This is a genomic window from Mycobacterium sp. TY814, from assembly GCF_030755175.1.
Lineage (GTDB): Bacteria > Actinomycetota > Actinomycetes > Mycobacteriales > Mycobacteriaceae > Mycobacterium.
Window position 1 is genome coordinate 227,995 of record NZ_JAUFRY010000006.1, and the last position, 18,837, is coordinate 246,831.

The following is an 18,837-nucleotide window of genomic DNA, read 5'->3' on the forward strand; positions in this document are numbered from 1 at the left end:
TTATCCCAGGTCAATAAACGAAATCCATCCGACAGACTCAACCATCAGTGGATCAATCAAGATCACACCTTAGGTACCGAGTTTGCTCAAAACAGTGACATAAAGCCCGGCAAATCATAAGATCCGCGCAAGCGATCCCGGCGTGGGGCGGAATTGTGAACTCGTCCCCTGCTGCCTGGAGCCGTTTCGATGTCGTTCCTCTGGGTCTCCCCCGATGCCGTCGCTGCCGCGGCAACGGACCTCTCGAGACTCGGCTCTTCGGTTGCTGCGTCCAATTCGGCCGCCGCCGTCCCGACGACTCAGGTGCTGGCAGCGGCCAGCGATGAGGTGTCGCTTCGCATCGCCGCCCTGTTCGGTGCCCATGGCCGCGAATATCAGGCTGTCAGCGCTCTCGTGGAGCAGGTGCAATCCCAGTTCACCCTGACTCTGCGGGCCGGCGCGGGCTCGTACGTGTGGACAGAGGTGGAGAACGCCCAGCGGGCCGTGCTCGGTGTGATCAACGCGCCCACGATGACGCTGCTGGGCCGGCCGCTGATCGGTGACGGCGCCAACGCCACGACGCCGGGAGGTGCCGGAGGCGACGGCGGGATCCTGTTCGGCAACGGCGGTGCCGGCGCGGCCGGCGCTGCTGGTCAGGCCGGCGGGGCCGGTGGGTCGGCGGGTCTGTGGGGCAACGGTGGGCCAGGCGGCGCGGGCGGCGCGACTGCCAGCGGTGGAGCCGGCGGTAACGGTGGATGGCTGCTCGGTGTCGGAGGCACCGGCGGGATGGGCGGGACCGGCGGCGGCACCGGGGGGGCCGGCGGTAACGGTGGCTTGTGGTGGGGCGGCGGCGGCACCGGCGGCACCGGCGGCATCGGTGGCGGCACCGGGGGCGCCGGCGGGCGGGGTGAGTGGTTCTTCGGCGCGGCCGGTGACGGTGGCGCGGGTGGCTCCGGCGGCGGCGTCGGTGGGGCCGGCGGTGACGGCGCGCTCGTCTGGGGCGGTGGGGGCGCCGGCGGCAGCGGCGGGTACGGGGGCGGCACGGGCGGGACGGGCGGACGTGCCGCGCTGCTGTTCGGCTGTGGTGGCGCCGGCGGCGCTGGCGGTATCGGCACGACAGGTGTTCTCGGCGGCGACGGCGGGGCCGGGGGTGCCGGCGGCGCTGGGTGGTTGTTCAGCGGCGGTGGCGCCGGTGGAGCCGGCGGAGCAGGCGGAACCGGCGTTGCCGGGACGGACGGCGGCGCCCTCGGAGGGTTCGGCGGGACCGGTGGCAGCGGAGGTGCCGGCGGCGTCGGCGGCCATGGCGCACTGCTGTTCGGTCCCGGCGGTCACGGCGGCGCCGGAGGCGCCGGCGGTATCGGCGGCGTCGGCGGGCGTGGTGGTGACGGCGCTCTTGGCGGGGTCGGCGGCACCGGCGGCACCGGCGGCACCGGCGGTACTGCCGGTCAGGGTGGAGCGGGCGGAGCGGGCGGTTTCCTCAGTTTCGGCGGCGCGGCAGGTGGAACGGGGGCTAACGGAACCGGTGGCGCAGGCGGTGCCGGCGGTGCGGGCGCCGCCGGAACGGATGCTGCAGCTGGTTCGGGCGCTGTCGGCGGTACTGGTTTCGCCGGTGGCACGGGCGGCGCGGGCGGTGCCGGCGGAGGCAGCGGAGCGTTGCAAGGAGCCGGCGGCGCCGGTGGCCAAGGCGGGGTCGGCGGCACGGGCGGCGCCGGAGGTTCGGGGTCGTCCGGCGGTCTGAACACCCCCGGCGTGGCCGGCGGACAGGGTGGCACCGGTGGGACCGGGGGCGCGGCAGGACTCGGTGGCGCCGGATCAGTCGCGGGGGCCGCGGGCCTTGCCGGCGATGGTGGTGCGGGCGGCAAGGGCGGTACCGGCGGATCCGGTGGGGCGGGGTTGGACGCTGTCGCGGCGGGCGCCCAGGGCGGTCAGGGTGCGGCCGGCGGCGCCGGGGGCCAGGGCGGCACAGGAGGAGCGGCGGGGGCTGGAACCGGCGGTCACCAAGGTGCTGGCGGCACTGGCGGTCAGGGTGGCCGGGGTGGTGTCGGTGGTTCCGGGGCAGACGGTGCTGACGGCAGCGATCCTTTGGTGTCTGCACAGGCCGGTGGTCAGGGGGGCACCGGCGGCACTGGTGGCGCGGCCGGAGCCGGCGGGACCGGCTTCAGCAATGGAGCGGCGGGAACGGCCGGGGACGGCGGGGCCGGTGGTGCGGGCGGCAGCGGCGGTAAGGGCGCTGACAACAGCACGGTCGCCGCGACCGGAACGCAGGGCGGCCAGGGTGGTGCCGGGGGTGCCGGGGGCAGCGGCGGTACTGGCGGCGCCGCGGGCGCCGGAACCGGCGGCCAACAGGGTGCCGGCGGTGCCGGCGGCAATGGCGGCGCAGGCGGTGGGGGTGGCCAGGGCGGCAGTGGCGCGAAGGGCACCGACCCGCTCGTTGCTGCTCAGGCGGGGGGTCAGGGCGGGACTGGCGGCACCGGCGGAGCGGCCGGAGCGGGCGGGTCGGGTTCGTCGAAAGGCTCATCAGGAGTCGCCGGTGACGGCGGCGCCGGTGGCGTCGGGGGCACCGGCGGCCAGGGCAGCGATAACAACACGATCGTGGCGCCCGGCGCCCAGGGCGCGCAGGGCGGTGCCGGCGGTGCCGGTGGCCAGGGCGGCAGCGGCGGCGCTGCCGGGTCGGGCGGCGGCGGTCAGCAAGGCGCCGGCGGCAAAGGCGGTCACGGCGGGCTCGGCGGCACCGGCGGCGTCGGCGGTACCGGCGCAACGGGCACAGATCCGCTGGCCGCTGCTCAGGCCGGTGGAAAGGGTGGGACCGGCGGGACTGGTGGCGCGGCCGGAGCGGGCGGTTCCGGATCGAGCACGGGCGCAGCGGGCACTGCTGGTGACGGCGGCGCCGGTGGCGCCGGCGGGACTGGCGGCAAAGGTACGGACAACACGACCGTTGCGACCACCGGCCAACAGGGCGCTCAAGGCGGTGCCGGTGGCGACGGTGGGCGCGGTGGTGATGGCGGAGCTGCCGGGTCGGGTGGCGGTGGTCAGCAGGGGGCGGGCGGCAAGGGCGGCGTCGGTGGCGTCGGCGGCACGGGTGGCGCGGGTGGTTCCGGTACCGACAACAGCGCGAACCTTGGGGTCGTCGGCGGCACCGGCGGCACCGGCGGCGTAGGTGGTTCCGGCGGTGCCGCCGGCGTGGGCGGTTCCGGTTCCACCGCAGGAGCGTCGGGCACTGCCGGCGATGGCGGCGTCGGCGGGGTTGGCGGTGTGGGCGGCAAAGGTGGTGCCGGCAGCGCCGGTGCCGCGGGTGGCGGTGCTGGTGGGCAGGGCGCTGCCGGTGGCGACGGCGGCCAGGGCGGTGCCGGCGGGGCAGCCGGCGCCGGCGGCGGTGGGCAGCAGGGAGCCGGCGGCAAGGGCGGCATTGGTGGCGTCGGTGGCGTCGGCGGCGTTGGTGGTGCCGGCGTGGACAACAGCACCAACCCAGGTGTGGCGGGTGGTGCAGGGGGTATCGGCGGTGCCGGTGGTACCGGCGGTGCCGCCGGTGTCGGCGGGACCGGATCGAGCACCGGCACATCGGGCAGCGCCGGTGACGGCGGGACCGGCGGCATCGGTGGCACCGGCGGCAAGGGCGGTGCCGGAGTCAGTGGTGTCGCGGGTGGTGGCGCTGGTGGCCAAGGTGCTGCCGGTGGCGACGGCGGCCAGGGCGGCGCCGGTGGCGCGGCAGGAGCCGGTGGCGGCGGCCAGCAGGGAGCCGGCGGTAAAGGCGGCACCGGTGGTGTCGGTGGCGTCGGCGGCGTCGGCGGTGCCGGCACCGACAACAGCACCAACCCGGGTGTCGCGGGTGGCGCCGGTGGCATTGGCGGCGTCGGCGGCACCGGCGGCGCAGCAGGCCTCGGCGGCACCGGCTCGACCCTCGGCGCATCCGGAACAGCCGGTGACGGCGGCGTTGGCGGTGGCGGCGGCGTCGGCGGCAAGGGCGGTGCCGGCAACACCGGCGCCGCGAGTGGCGGCACTGGCGGTCAAGGCGCCGCGGGGGGTGACGGCGGCCAAGGCGGCGCCGGCGGCGCGGCCGGAGCCGGTGGCGGCGGCCAGCAGGGAGCCGGCGGCAAGGGCGGCACCGGTGGCATCGGCGGCGTCGGCGGCGTCGGCGGTGCCGGCACCGACAACAGCACCAACCCGGGTGTCGCGGGTGGCGCCGGTGGCACCGGCGGCGTCGGCGGCACCGGCGGCGCAGCAGGCCTCGGCGGCACCGGCTCGACCACTGGCGCATCCGGAACAGCCGGAGACGGCGGCGTTGGCGGTGGCGGCGGCGTCGGCGGCAAGGGCGGTGCCGGCAACACCGGCGCCGCGAGTGGCGGCACTGGCGGTCAAGGCGCCGCGGGGGGTGACGGCGGCCAAGGCGGCGCCGGCGGCGCGGCAGGAGCCGGTGGCGGCGGCCAGCAGGGAGCCGGCGGTAAAGGCGGCACCGGCGGCGTCGGCGGCGTCGGCGGCGTCGGCGGTGCCGGCACCGACAACAGCACCAACCCGGGTGTCGCGGGTGGCGCGGGCGGCACCGGCGGCGTCGGCGGCACCGGCGGCGCAGCAGGCCTCGGCGGCACCGGCTCGACCACTGGCGCATCCGGAACAGCCGGAGACGGCGGCGTTGGCGGTGGGGGCGGCGTCGGCGGGGGTGGCGGTGTTGGCAGCACCGGCGCCGCCGGTGGCGGTGTTGGAGGTCAAGGGGCCGCGGGTGGCGACGGCGGAAAGGGCGGCACCGGCGGCGCCGCTGGAACCGGCGGCGGCGGCCAGCAGGGAACCGGCGGCAAGGGCGGCACCGGTGGCGTCGGCGGCGTCGGAGGCGTCGGCGGTGCCGGCACCGACAACAGCGCCAACCCGGGTGTGGCAGGTGGCGCCGGTGGCACTGGTGGCGTCGGCGGTACCGGCGGCGCAGCCGGTCTCGGCGGCTCCGGCTCGACCATCGGCGCATCCGGAACGGCCGGAGACGGCGGCGTTGGCGGCGGGGGCGGCGTGGGCGGCGGCGGTGGGGCTGGCAGCAGCGGCACCGCGGGTGGCGGCGCCGGCGGGCAGGGAGCCGCGGGTGGTGACGGCGGCCAGGGCGGCGCCGGCGGCGCGGCCGGAGCCGGTGGCGGCGGCCAGCAGGGAGCCGGCGGCAAGGGCGGCATCGGCGGCGTCGGCGGCGTCGGCGGCGTTGGCGGTGCCGGCACCGACAACAGCACCAATCCGGGTGTGGCAGGTGGCGCCGGTGGCGCCGGCGGGATCGGCGGAACCGGCGGCGCAGCCGGCCTCGGCGGGTCCGGCTCGAGCACCGGCGCATCCGGAACATCCGGAGACGGCGGCGCTGGTGGCATTGGTGGTACCGGCGGCAAGGGCGGAGCCGGAATTGGCGGTGTCGCGGGTGGTGGCGTTGGTGGTCAGGGTGCCGCGGGTGGCGACGGCGGGCAGGGCGGTGCCGGCGGTGCAGCAGGAGCCACCAACGGCGGCGCGGCGGGCACCCAGGGTGCCGGCGGAAAGGGCGGGATCGGCGGTACCGGTGGAACCGGTGGGCAAGGCGGCACCGGCACGGACAACAGCACAAACCCAGGTGTCGCAGGTGGCGCCGGCGGCACCGGCGGGATCGGCGGTACCGGCGGCGCAGCCGGTCTGGGCGGGTCCGGATCGAGCACCGGCGCATCGGGCACCGCCGGTGACGGCGGCGTTGGCGGTGCGGGCGGCACCGGCGGCAAGGGTGGTGCCGGAGTTACTGGTACCGCGGGTGGCGGAACCGGCGGCCAGGGCGCGGCGGGTGGAGTCGGCGGAAAGGGCGGCGCCGGCGGCGCAGCGGGAGCCACCAACGGCGGCACCGCCGGTATCCAAGGCGTGGGCGGCCACGGCGGCGTAGGAGGCACTGGTGGCGTCGGCGGCCAAGGCGGCGCCGGCACCGACAACAGCGCCAACCCCGGCGTCGCAGGTGGCGCGGGCGGCGTCGGCGGCGTCGGCGGGACAGGCGGTGCCGCTGGTGTAGGCGGGTCCGGATCGAGCACCGGCGCATCGGGCAGCGCCGGTGACGGCGGCGTTGGCGGTGCGGGCGGCACCGGCGGCAAGGGTGGTGCCGGGGTTACTGGTACAGCGGGTGGCGGAACCGGCGGCCAGGGCGCAGCGGGTGGAGACGGCGGAAAGGGCGGCGCCGGCGGCGCGGCCGGATTCGGCGGCGGCGGTCAGCAGGGCGCAGGCGGTCAGGGCGGCATCGGCGGCGCCGGTGGCGTCGGCGGCCAAGGCGGGACCGGCACCGACAACAGCGCAAACCCGGGCGTGGCCGGCGGCGCGGGTGGCATCGGCGGCATCGGTGGCACCGGAGGCGCGGCAGGCCTCGGTGGCTCCGGATCGAGCACGGGAGCGTCCGGCACCGCGGGTGACGGCGGGGTCGGCGGCGTCGGCGGGACCGGCGGCAAGGGCGGCGCCGGGGTTACCGGTACCGCGGGTGGCGGAACCGGCGGTCAGGGCGCGGCCGGTGGCGACGGCGGAAAGGGCGGCGCCGGCGGCGCAGCCGGATCCGGCGGCGGAGGGCAACAGGGCGCTGGCGGCCAGGGTGGCGCCGGCGGTGTCGGTGGTGTCGGAGGCGTCGGCGGTGCCGGCGTCGACAACAGCACCAACCCCGGCGTGGCCGGCGGCGCCGGTGGTGTCGGCGGCGTCGGCGGCACGGGAGGTGCGGCCGGCCTCGGAGGCTCCGGGTCAACCGTCGGCGCGTCCGGCGCGGCCGGTGACGGCGGTGTTGGCGGTGTCGGTGGGACGGGTGGCAAGGGTGGTGCCGGGAGCACCGGCGCCACAGGCGGCGGTGTCGGTGGCCAAGGTGCTGCCGGAGGTGACGGCGGGCAAGGCGGCGCCGGCGGCGCGGCCGGATCCGGCGGCGGCGGGCAACAAGGCGCTGGCGGCCAGGGCGGCACCGGTGGTATCGGCGGCATCGGCGGCCAAGGCGGGACCGGCACCGACAACAGCGCCAACCCAGGTGTCGCAGGCGGCGCGGGTGGCATCGGGGGTGTCGGCGGCACTGGCGGCGGCGCCGGTTTTGGCGGCTCCGGGTCCAGCACCGGCGCCTCAGGTACCGCCGGCGACGGCGGCGTTGGCGGCGCCGGCGGGACCGGTGGCAAAGGCGGTGCCGGCAGCGTCGGCACCAGCGGTGGTGGCACCGGCGGTCAAGGGGCGGCTGGAGGTGACGGCGGCAAAGGTGGCGCTGGAGGCGCAGCCGGAGCCGCCAATGGCGGCACCGCCGGTATTCAGGGCGGCGGCGGACAAGGCGGCATGGGTGGCGCCGGCGGAACCGGCGGCCACGGCGGGACCGGCACCGACAACAGCGCCAACCCGGGTGTCGCAGGCGGCGCGGGTGGCATCGGCGGCACCGGCGGCACTGGCGGCGCGGCAGGCCTCGGCGGATCAGGGTCCAGCACCGGCGCCTCCGGCACGGCCGGCGACGGCGGGGTCGGTGGTGTCGGCGGCACCGGCGGCAAGGGCGGACAAGGCAGCACCGGGACCGCCGGTGGCGGGACTGGCGGTCTGGGCGCGGCCGGTGGTGACGGCGGCCAGGGCGGCGTCGGCGGCGCAGCCGGAGCGACCAACGGCGGCACCGCCGGTACCCAAGGCGTGGGCGGTCAGGGCGGCATCGGTGGTGTCGGTGGCGTCGGTGGCCTTGGCGGTGCCGGCGTCGACAACAGCACCAACCCCGGCATCGCCGGCGGAGCCGGGGGCACCGGCGGCATCGGAGGCACCGGAGGCGCAGCCGGCCTCGGCGGATCAGGATCCAGCACCGGCGCCTCCGGAACAGCCGGTGACGGCGGCACCGGTGGTGTCGGCGGGACCGGCGGCAAGGGCGGGGCCGGGACCGCAGGGAGCAGCGGCGGCGGGACCGGCGGCCAGGGCGCGGCCGGCGGTGACGGCGGCCACGGCGGCGCCGGCGGCGCAGCCGGATCCGGCGGCGGCGGCCAGCAAGGCGCGGGCGGTCAGGGCGGCATCGGTGGTGTCGGCGGCGTCGGTGGCCATGGCGGGACCGGCACCGACAACAGCACCAATCCGGGTGTGGCTGGCGGCGCGGGCGGCGTCGGCGGTATCGGCGGCACCGGCGGCGCGGCCGGCCTCGGCGGATCAGGATCCAGCACCGGCGCCTCCGGCACGGCCGGCGACGGGGGCACCGGCGGCGTCGGCGGCACCGGCGGCAAGGGCGGTGCCGGGGTTACTGGTACCGCGGGTGGCGGGACCGGCGGTCAAGGGGCGGCTGGCGGTGACGGCGGCCAGGGCGGTGCCGGCGGCGCAGCCGGAACGGGCGGCGGCGGCCAGCAGGGAGCAGGTGGCAAGGGCGGTATCGGCGGCGTCGGTGGCACCGGTGGCGACGGCGGTGCCGGCACCGACAACAGCACTAACCCCGGTGTGGCTGGCGGCGCGGGCGGCATCGGCGGTGTCGGTGGCACCGGTGGCGCAGCCGGTCTCGGCGGATCCGGGTCCAGCACCGGCGCCTCCGGCACGGCCGGCGACGGCGGGGTTGGCGGCGTCGGCGGCACCGGCGGCAAGGGCGGTGCCGGGGTTACTGGTACCACGGGTGGCGGGACCGGCGGCCAGGGCGCAGCCGGCGGTGACGGCGGCCAGGGCGGTGCCGGCGGCGCAGCCGGAACGGGCGGCGGCGGCCAGCAGGGAGCAGGTGGCAAGGGCGGTATCGGCGGCGTCGGTGGGACCGGTGGCGACGGCGGTGTTGGCACCGACAACAGCACCAACCCGGGTGTGGCCGGCGGCGCGGGCGGCGTAGGCGGCGTCGGTGGCACCGGAGGCGCGGCCGGCCTCGGTGGCTCCGGCTCCAGCACCGGCACATCCGGCACGGCCGGTGACGGCGGGGTTGGTGGTGTCGGCGGGACCGGCGGTAAGGGCGGCGCTGGAAGCACTGGGACCAGCGGTGGCGGGACCGGTGGCCAGGGCGCGGCCGGTGGTGACGGCGGCCAGGGCGGTGCCGGCGGCGCGGCCGGAGCGACCAACGGCGGCACGGCCGGCACCCAAGGCGTGGGTGGCCAAGGTGGCATCGGTGGCGTCGGTGGCGTCGGCGGCGTTGGCGGTGCCGGGACCGACAACAGCGCCAACCCCGGTGTCGCGGGTGGCGCGGGCGGCATCGGCGGTGTCGGCGGCACCGGCGGCGCGGCCGGCCTGGGCGGGTCCGGCTCGAGCACCGGCGCATCCGGAACAGCCGGTGATGGCGGCACCGGCGGTGTCGGCGGCACTGGCGGCAAGGGCGGACAAGGCAGCACCGGCACCACGGGTGGCGGGACCGGCGGCCAGGGCGCAGCCGGCGGTGACGGCGGCCAGGGCGGTGCAGGCGGCGCAGCCGGTGCCACCAACGGCGGCACCGCCGGAACCCAAGGCGTTGGTGGCCAAGGTGGCATCGGCGGAGTCGGCGGCCAAGGCGGCCACGGCGGGACCGGCACCGATAACAGCACCAACCCCGGCATCGCGGGTGGCGCGGGCGGCGTCGGCGGTACCGGCGGCACGGGCGGAGCAGCAGGCCTCGGCGGGTCCGGCTCGAGCACCGGCGCCTCCGGCACGGCCGGTGATGGCGGCACCGGCGGGGTCGGCGGCACCGGCGGCAAAGGCGGACAAGGCAGCACCGGCACCACGGGTGGCGGGACCGGCGGCCAGGGCGCAGCCGGCGGTGACGGCGGCCAGGGCGGCGCCGGCGGCGCAGCCGGAGCGACCAACGGCGGCACCGCCGGAACCCAAGGCGTTGGTGGCCAAGGTGGCATCGGTGGTGTCGGCGGTGTCGGTGGCGTTGGCGGTGCGGGCGTCGACAACAGCACTAACCCCGGCATTGCGGGTGGCGCGGGCGGCGTAGGCGGTATCGGCGGCACGGGCGGCGCGGCCGGCCTCGGCGGGTCCGGGTCCAGCACCGGCGCATCCGGCACCGCCGGTGACGGCGGCACCGGTGGCATTGGCGGGACCGGCGGCAAGGGCGGCGCTGGAAGCACTGGGACCAGCGGTGGCGGGATCGGTGGCCAGGGCGCGGCCGGTGGTGACGGCGGCCAGGGCGGTGCCGGCGGCGCGGCCGGAGCCACCAACGGCGGCACGGCCGGCACCCAGGGTGCAGGTGGCCAGGGCGGCATCGGTGGTGTCGGCGGCCAAGGCGGCCACGGCGGGACCGGCACCGACAACAGCACCAACCCCGGCGTCGCCGGTGGCGCGGGCGGCACCGGCGGTATCGGCGGCGCCGGAGGCGCAGCCGGCCTCGGCGGATCAGGATCCAGCACCGGCGCCTCCGGCACGGCCGGTGACGGCGGGGTCGGTGGCATCGGCGGGACCGGCGGTAAGGGCGGCGCTGGAAGCACTGGGACCAGCGGTGGCGGGACCGGTGGCCAGGGCGCGGCCGGTGGTGACGGCGGCCAGGGCGGCGTCGGCGGGGCTGCCGGAGCGACCAACGGCGGCACCGCTGGCACCCAAGGCGTGGGGGGTCAGGGCGGCATCGGTGGTGTCGGTGGCGTCGGAGGCGTTGGCGGTGCCGGCGTCGACAACAGCACCAACCCCGGCATTGCGGGTGGCGCGGGCGGCATCGGCGGTATCGGCGGCACGGGCGGAGCCGCAGGCCTCGGTGGATCCGGGTCCAGCACCGGCGCCTCCGGCACGGCCGGTGACGGCGGCACCGGTGGTGTCGGCGGGACCGGCGGCAAGGGCGGGGCCGGGACCGCAGGGAGCAGCGGCGGCGGGACCGGTGGCCAGGGCGCGGCCGGTGGTGACGGCGGCCAGGGCGGCGCCGGCGGCGCAGCCGGATTCGGCGGCGGCGGCCAGCAGGGCGCGGGCGGTCAGGGCGGCATCGGTGGTGTCGGCGGCGTCGGTGGCCATGGCGGGACCGGCACCGACAACAGCGCCAACCCGGGTGTGGCTGGCGGCGCGGGCGGCGTCGGCGGTATCGGCGGCACCGGCGGCGCGGCCGGCCTCGGCGGATCAGGATCCAGCACCGGCGCCTCCGGCACAGCCGGTGACGGCGGGGTCGGTGGCATCGGCGGCACCGGCGGCGCTGGTGGACAAGGCAGCACCGGCACCGCCGGCGGCGGGACCGGTGGCCAGGGCGCGGCCGGCGGTGACGGCGGCCAGGGCGGCGCCGGCGGCGCAGCCGGATCCGGCGGCGGCGGCCAGCAAGGCGCGGGCGGTCAGGGCGGCATCGGTGGTGTCGGCGGCGTCGGTGGCCATGGCGGGACCGGCACCGACAACAGCGCCAACCCGGGTGTGGCTGGCGGCGCGGGCGGCGTCGGCGGTATCGGCGGCACCGGCGGCGCGGCCGGCCTCGGCGGATCAGGATCCAGCACCGGCGCCTCCGGCACAGCCGGTGACGGCGGGGTCGGTGGCATCGGCGGCACTGGCGGCGCTGGTGGACAAGGCAGCACCGGCACCGCCGGTGGCGGGACCGGCGGCCAGGGCGCGGCCGGTGGTGACGGCGGCCAGGGCGGCGCCGGCGGCGCAGCCGGAGCGACCAACGGCGGCACCGCCGGCACCCAAGGCGCCGGTGGCCAGGGCGGCATCGGCGGCTCCGGTGGAACCGGTGGTGACGGCGGTACTGGCACCGACAACAGCGCCAACCCGGGTGTTGCCGGTGGCGCGGGCGGCCTAGGCGGTATCGGTGGCACCGGCGGCGCAGCCGGCCTCGGCGGATCCGGGTCCAGCACCGGCGCCTCCGGCACGGCCGGTAACGGCGGGGTCGGCGGCATCGGCGGCACCGGCGGCGCTGGTGGACAAGGCAGCACCGGCACCGCAGGTGGCGGGACCGGCGGCCAGGGCGCGGCCGGTGGTGACGGCGGCCACGGCGGCGCCGGCGGCGCAGCCGGAGCGACCAACGGCGGCACCGCCGGCACCCAAGGCGCCGGTGGCCAGGGCGGCATCGGCGGAATCGGCGGCGTCGGAGGCGTTGGCGGTGCCGGCACCGACAACAGCACCAACCCCGGCATTGCGGGTGGCGCAGGCGGCATCGGCGGCATCGGCGGCACCGGCGGCGCAGCAGGCCTCGGCGGGTCCGGGTCCAGCAACGGCGCATCCGGCACGGCTGGTGACGGCGGGGTTGGTGGCGTTGGCGGCACCGGCGGCTTGGGCGGGGCCGGAACCGCAGGGAGCAGCGGCGGCGGGACCGGCGGCCAAGGCGCGGCCGGTGGAGACGGCGGCCAGGGCGGCGCCGGCGGCGCAGCCGGAACGGGCGGCGGCGGCCAGCAGGGCGCGGGTGGCCAGGGCGGCATCGGTGGTGTCGGCGGCGTCGGAGGCGTTGGCGGTGCCGGCGTCGACAACAGCACCAACCCCGGCATCGCCGGCGGAGCCGGGGGCACCGGCGGTATCGGCGGCACCGGCGGCGCAGCCGGCCTCGGCGGGTCCGGGTCCAGCACCGGCGCCTCCGGCACCGCCGGCGACGGCGGGGTTGGCGGGGTCGGCGGGACCGGTGGCGCTGGTGGACAAGGCAACACCGGCACCGCCGGTGGCGGGACCGGTGGCCAAGGCGCAGCCGGCGGTGCCGGCGGCCAAGGCGGTGCCGGCGGCGCGGCCGGAGCGACCAACGGCGGCACCGCCGGCACCCAAGGCGTGGGTGGCCAGGGCGGCATCGGCGGCGTCGGCGGTATCGGTGGCCACGGCGGCACCGGCACCGACAACAGCACCAACCCCGGCATCGCCGGCGGAGCCGGGGGCACCGGCGGCATCGGAGGCACCGGAGGCGCAGCCGGCCTCGGCGGATCAGGATCCAGCACCGGCGCCTCCGGAACAGCCGGTGACGGCGGGGTCGGCGGCATCGGCGGCACCGGCGGCGCTGGTGGACAAGGCAACACCGGCACCGCAGGTGGCGGGACCGGTGGCCAAGGCGCGGCCGGCGGTGACGGCGGCCAGGGCGGCGCCGGCGGCGCAGCCGGAGCGAGCAACGGCGGCACCGCCGGAAACCAAGGCGCAGGCGGCCAAGGCGGCATCGGTGGAGTCGGCGGCGTCGGAGGCATTGGCGGTGCCGGCGTCGACAACAGCGCCAATCCGGGTGTGGCTGGCGGCGCGGGTGGCATCGGCGGCGTGGGTGGCACGGGCGGCGCCGCAGGCCTCGGTGGCTCCGGATCGAGCACGGGCGCGTCCGGCACGGCCGGTGACGGCGGCGTTGGTGGTGTCGGCGGGACCGGCGGCAAGGGCGGCGCTGGAAGCACTGGGACCAGCGGTGGCGGGATCGGTGGCCAGGGCGCGGCCGGCGGTGACGGCGGCCAAGGCGGCGCCGGCGGCGCAGCCGGAGCGACCAACGGCGGCACCGCCGGCACCCAAGGCGCCGGTGGCCAGGGCGGCATCGGCGGCTCCGGTGGAACCGGTGGTGACGGCGGTACTGGCACCGACAACAGCACCAACCCGGGTGTTGCCGGCGGCACCGGCGGCGTCGGCGGTATCGGCGGCACCGGCGGCGCAGCCGGCCTCGGCGGATCCGGGTCCAGCACCGGCGCCTCCGGAACCGCCGGCGACGGCGGCACCGGCGGGGTCGGCGGCACCGGTGGCAAGGCCGGCGCTGGAAGCACCGGCACCGCAGGTGGCGGTGCTGGTGGTCAGGGTGCGGCCGGCGGTGACGGCGGCCAGGGCGGTGCCGGCGGCGCGGCCGGAGCGACCAACGGCGGCACCGCCGGCACCCAAGGCGCCGGTGGCCAGGGCGGCATCGGCGGCTCCGGTGGAACCGGTGGTGACGGCGGTACTGGCACCGACAACAGCACCAACCCGGGTGTTGCCGGCGGCACCGGCGGCGTCGGCGGTATCGGCGGCACCGGCGGCGCAGCCGGCCTCGGCGGGTCCGGGTCCAGCACCGGCGCCTCCGGAACCGCCGGCGACGGCGGCACCGGCGGGGTCGGCGGCACCGGTGGCAAGGCCGGCGCTGGAAGCACCGGCACCGCAGGTGGCGGTGCTGGTGGTCAGGGTGCGGCCGGCGGTGACGGCGGCCAGGGCGGTGCCGGCGGCGCGGCCGGAGCGACCAACGGCGGCACGGCCGGCACCCAAGGCGTGGGCGGTCAGGGCGGCATCGGTGGCATCGGTGGTGTCGGTGGCCATGGCGGGACCGGCACCGACAACAGCACCAACCCCGGCATTGCGGGTGGCGCAGGCGGCATCGGCGGTATCGGCGGCACCGGAGGCGCGGCCGGCCTCGGCGGATCCGGGTCCAGCACCGGCGCCTCCGGCACGGCCGGTGACGGCGGCGTCGGTGGTGTCGGCGGGACCGGCGGCAAGGGCGGCGCTGGCAGCACCGGCAGCACAGGTGGCGGGACCGGCGGCCAAGGCGCGGCCGGTGGCGACGGCGGCCAGGGCGGCGCCGGCGGCGCAGCCGGAGCGACCAACGGCGGCACCGCCGGAAACCACGGCGTGGGCGGTCAGGGCGGCATCGGCGGAATCGGCGGCGTCGGAGGCGTTGGCGGTGCCGGCAGCGACAACAGCACCAGCCCGGGTGTGGCTGGCGGCGCGGGCGGGATCGGCGGTATCGGCGGCACGGGCGGAGCCGCAGGCCTCGGTGGATCCGGGTCCAGCACCGGCGCATCAGGCACGGCCGGCGACGGCGGCGTCGGTGGCATTGGCGGGACCGGCGGCAAGGGCGGGGCTGGAATCGCAGGGAGCAGCGGCGGCGGGACCGGCGGCCAGGGCGCAACTGGCGGTGACGGCGGCCAGGGCGGCGCCGGCGGCGCCGCCGGATTCGGCGGCGGCGGCCAGCAAGGCGCAGGCGGCCAAGGCGGCATCGGCGGCGTCGGCGGCCAAGGCGGCCACGGCGGGACCGGCACCGACAACAGCACCAACCCCGGCATTGCGGGTGGCGCGGGCGGCATCGGCGGCATCGGCGGCACCGGCGGCGCAGCCGGCCTCGGCGGGTCCGGGTCCAGCACCGGCGCATCCGGAACAGCCGGCGACGGCGGCACCGGTGGTGTCGGCGGGACCGGCGGCAAGGGCGGGGCCGGAACCGCAGGGAGCAGCGGCGGCGGGACCGGCGGCCAAGGCGCGGCCGGCGGTGACGGCGGCCAGGGCGGTGCCGGCGGCGCAGCCGGAGCGACCAACGGCGGCACCGCCGGAAACCAAGGCGCAGGCGGCCAAGGCGGCATCGGTGGCGTAGGCGGCGTCGGAGGCATTGGCGGTGCCGGCGTCGACAACAGCGCCAACCCCGGCATCGCCGGCGGCGCGGGCGGCGTAGGCGGTATCGGCGGCACCGGCGGCGCAGCCGGCCTCGGCGGATCCGGATCGAGCACCGGCGCCTCCGGCACGGCCGGCGACGGAGGTGTTGGCGGCGTCGGTGGCACCGGCGGCGCTGGTGGACAAGGCAGCACCGGCACCGCAGGTGGCGGGACCGGTGGCCAGGGCGCGGCCGGCGGTGACGGCGGCCAGGGCGGCGCCGGCGGTGCAGCCGGAGCGACCAACGGCGGCACCGCCGGCACCCAAGGCGCCGGTGGCCAAGGTGGCATCGGTGGCATCGGTGGTGTCGGTGGCCATGGCGGGACCGGGACCGACAACAGCACCAACCCCGGCATCGCCGGCGGAGCCGGGGGCACCGGCGGTATCGGCGGCACCGGCGGCGCAGCAGGCATCGGCGGGTCCGGGTCCAGCACCGGCGCCTCCGGCACGGCCGGTGATGGCGGCACCGGTGGTGTCGGCGGGACCGGCGGCGCTGGTGGACAAGGCAGCACCGGCACCGCCGGTGGCGGGACCGGCGGCCAGGGCGCGGCCGGTGGTGACGGCGGCCACGGCGGCGCCGGCGGCGCAGCCGGAGCGACCAACGGCGGCACGGCCGGCACCCAAGGCGTGGGTGGCCAGGGCGGCATCGGCGGCGTCGGCGGCCAAGGCGGCCAAGGCGGGACCGGCACCGACAACAGCACCAACCCCGGCATTGCGGGTGGCGCAGGCGGCATCGGCGGTATCGGCGGCACCGGCGGAGCAGCAGGCCTCGGCGGATCCGGCTCCAGCAACGGCGCATCCGGCACGGCTGGTGATGGCGGTGTTGGTGGCGTTGGCGGCACCGGCGGCAAGGGCGGCGCCGGGAGCACCGGCACTACGGGCGGCGGTGCTGGCGGTCAGGGCGCGGCCGGTGGCGACGGCGGCCAGGGCGGCGCCGGCGGTGCAGCCGGAGCCACCAACGGCGGCAACGCTGGCACCCAAGGCGTGGGCGGTAAGGGCGGCATCGGCGGCGTCGGCGGCGTCGGAGGCGTTGGCGGTGCCGGCGTCGACAACAGCACCAACCCCGGCATCGCCGGCGGAGCCGGGGGCACCGGCGGTATCGGCGGCACGGGCGGCGCAGCAGGCCTCGGCGGGTCCGGGTCCAGCACCGGCGCCTCCGGCACCGCCGGCGACGGCGGGGTTGGCGGGGTCGGCGGGACCGGTGGCGCTGGTGGACAAGGCAACACCGGCACCGCCGGTGGCGGGACCGGTGGCCAGGGCGCAGCCGGCGGTGACGGCGGCCAAGGCGGCGCCGGCGGCGCAGCCGGAGCGACCAACGGCGGCACCGCCGGCACCCAAGGCGCCGGTGGCCAAGGCGGCATCGGCGGAGTCGGCGGCCAGGGCGGCCAAGGCGGGACCGGCACCGACAACAGCACCAACCCCGGCATTGCGGGTGGCGCAGGCGGCACCGGCGGCATCGGCGGCACGGGCGGAGCAGCAGGCCTGGGCGGATCCGGCTCCAGCACCGGCGCATCCGGAACAGCCGGCGACGGCGGCACCGGCGGTGTCGGCGGCACCGGCGGCAAAGGCGGACAAGGCAGCACCGGCACCAGCGGCGGCGGGACCGGCGGCCAAGGCGCGGCCGGTGGCGACGGCGGCCAAGGCGGCGCCGGCGGCGCAGCCGGAGCCACCAACGGCGGCACCGCCGGCACCCAAGGCGCAGGCGGCCAAGGCGGCATCGGCGGCGTCGGCGGCCAAGGCGGCCACGGCGGGACCGGCACCGACAACAGCACCAACCCCGGCATCGCCGGTGGCGCAGGCGGCACCGGCGGCATCGGCGGAACCGGCGGCGCCGCAGGCCTCGGCGGGTCCGGGTCCAGCACCGGCGCATCCGGCACGGCCGGTGACGGCGGCACCGGTGGTGTCGGCGGGACCGGCGGCAAGGGCGGCGCCGGGACCGCAGGGAGCAGCGGCGGCGGGACCGGCGGTCAGGGCGCGGCCGGCGGTGACGGCGGCCAGGGCGGCGTCGGCGGCGCAGCCGGAGCCACCAACGGCGGCACCGCCGGCACCCAAGGCGTGGGTGGCCAGGGCGGCATCGGCGGCGTCGGCGGCGTCGGAGGCGTTGGGGGTGCCGGCGTCGACAACAGCACCAACCCGGGTGTGGCTGGCGGCGCGGGCGGCATCGGCGGCGTCGGCGGCAGCGGCGGCGCGGCGGGCCTCGGCGGGTCCGGGTCCAGCACCGGCGCATCCGGCACCGCCGGTGACGGCGGCACCGGTGGTGTCGGCGGCACCGGCGGCAAGGGCGGCGCTGGAAGCACTGGGACCAGCGGTGGCGGGATCGGTGGCCAGGGCGCGGCCGGCGGTGACGGCGGCCACGGCGGCGCCGGCGGCGCAGCCGGAGCCACCAACGGCGGCACCGCCGGCACCCAAGGCGCAGGCGGCCAAGGCGGCATCGGCGGCGTCGGCGGCCAAGGCGGCCACGGCGGGACCGGCACCGACAACAGCACCAACCCCGGCATCGCGGGTGGCGCGGGCGGCACCGGCGGCATCGGCGGCACCGGCGGCGCAGCCGGCCTGGGCGGATCCGGATCCAGCACCGGCGCATCCGGCACCGCCGGCGACGGCGGCACCGGCGGTGTCGGCGGCACCGGCGGCAAAGGCGGACAAGGCAGCACCGGCACCAGCGGCGGCGGGACCGGCGGCCAAGGCGCGGCCGGTGGTGACGGCGGCCACGGCGGCGCCGGCGGCGCAGCCGGCGCCACCAACGGCGGCACCGCCGGAACCCAAGGCGCCGGCGGTCAAGGCGGCATAGGCGGCACCGGCGGCCAGGGCGGCCACGGCGGGACCGGCACCGATAACAGCACCAACCCCGGCATCGCGGGTGGCGCGGGCGGCACCGGCGGTACCGGTGGCACCGGCGGAGCAGCAGGCCTCGGCGGATCAGGGTCCAGCACCGGCGCCTCCGGCACCGCCGGCGACGGCGGCACCGGCGGGGTCGGCGGCACCGGCGGCAAAGGCGGACAAGGCAGCACCGGCACCGCCGGCGGCGGGATCGGTGGCCAAGGCGCGGCCGGTGGTGACGGCGGCCAGGGCGGTGCCGGCGGCGCAGCCGGATCCGGCGGCGGCGGCCAGCAGGGCGCGGGCGGTCAGGGCGGCATCGGTGGTGTCGGAGGCGTCGGAGGCGTTGGCGGTGCCGGCACCGACAACAGCACCAACCCGGGTGTGGCTGGCGGCGCGGGCGGCATCGGCGGTATCGGCGGCACCGGCGGCGCAGCCGGCCTCGGCGGGTCCGGGTCCAGCACCGGCGCCTCCGGCACGGCCGGTGACGGCGGGGTCGGCGGCATCGGCGGCACTGGCGGCGCTGGTGGACAAGGCAGCACCGGCACCGCAGGTGGCGGGACCGGTGGCCAGGGCGCGGCCGGTGGAGACGGCGGCCAGGGCGGCGCCGGTGGCGCAGCCGGAGCGACCAACGGCGGCACCGCTGGCACCCAAGGCGTGGGCGGTCAGGGCGGCATCGGCGGAATCGGCGGCGTCGGAGGCGTTGGCGGTTCCGGCAGCGACAACAGCACCAACCCGGGTGTTGCCGGTGGCGCGGGCGGCGTAGGCGGTGTCGGCGGCACCGGCGGCGCGGCAGGCCTGGGCGGCTCGGGCTCGAGCACGGGCGCCTCGGGCACGGCCGGCGACGGAGGTGTTGGTGGTGTCGGCGGGACCGGCGGCGCTGGTGGACAAGGCAGCACCGGCACCGCGGGTGGCGGATCC

Annotated in this window: 1 protein-coding gene; it reads left to right on the forward strand. The window is 79.1% G+C overall.

The window, feature by feature from the left end; genetic code table 11:
- Nucleotides 1-189: 189 nt before the first annotated feature.
- Nucleotides 190-18,837, forward strand: an 18,648-nt coding sequence (locus QXH22_RS30315; RefSeq protein WP_306277858.1) for a PE family protein, incomplete at its 3' end; no start/stop codon positions are given.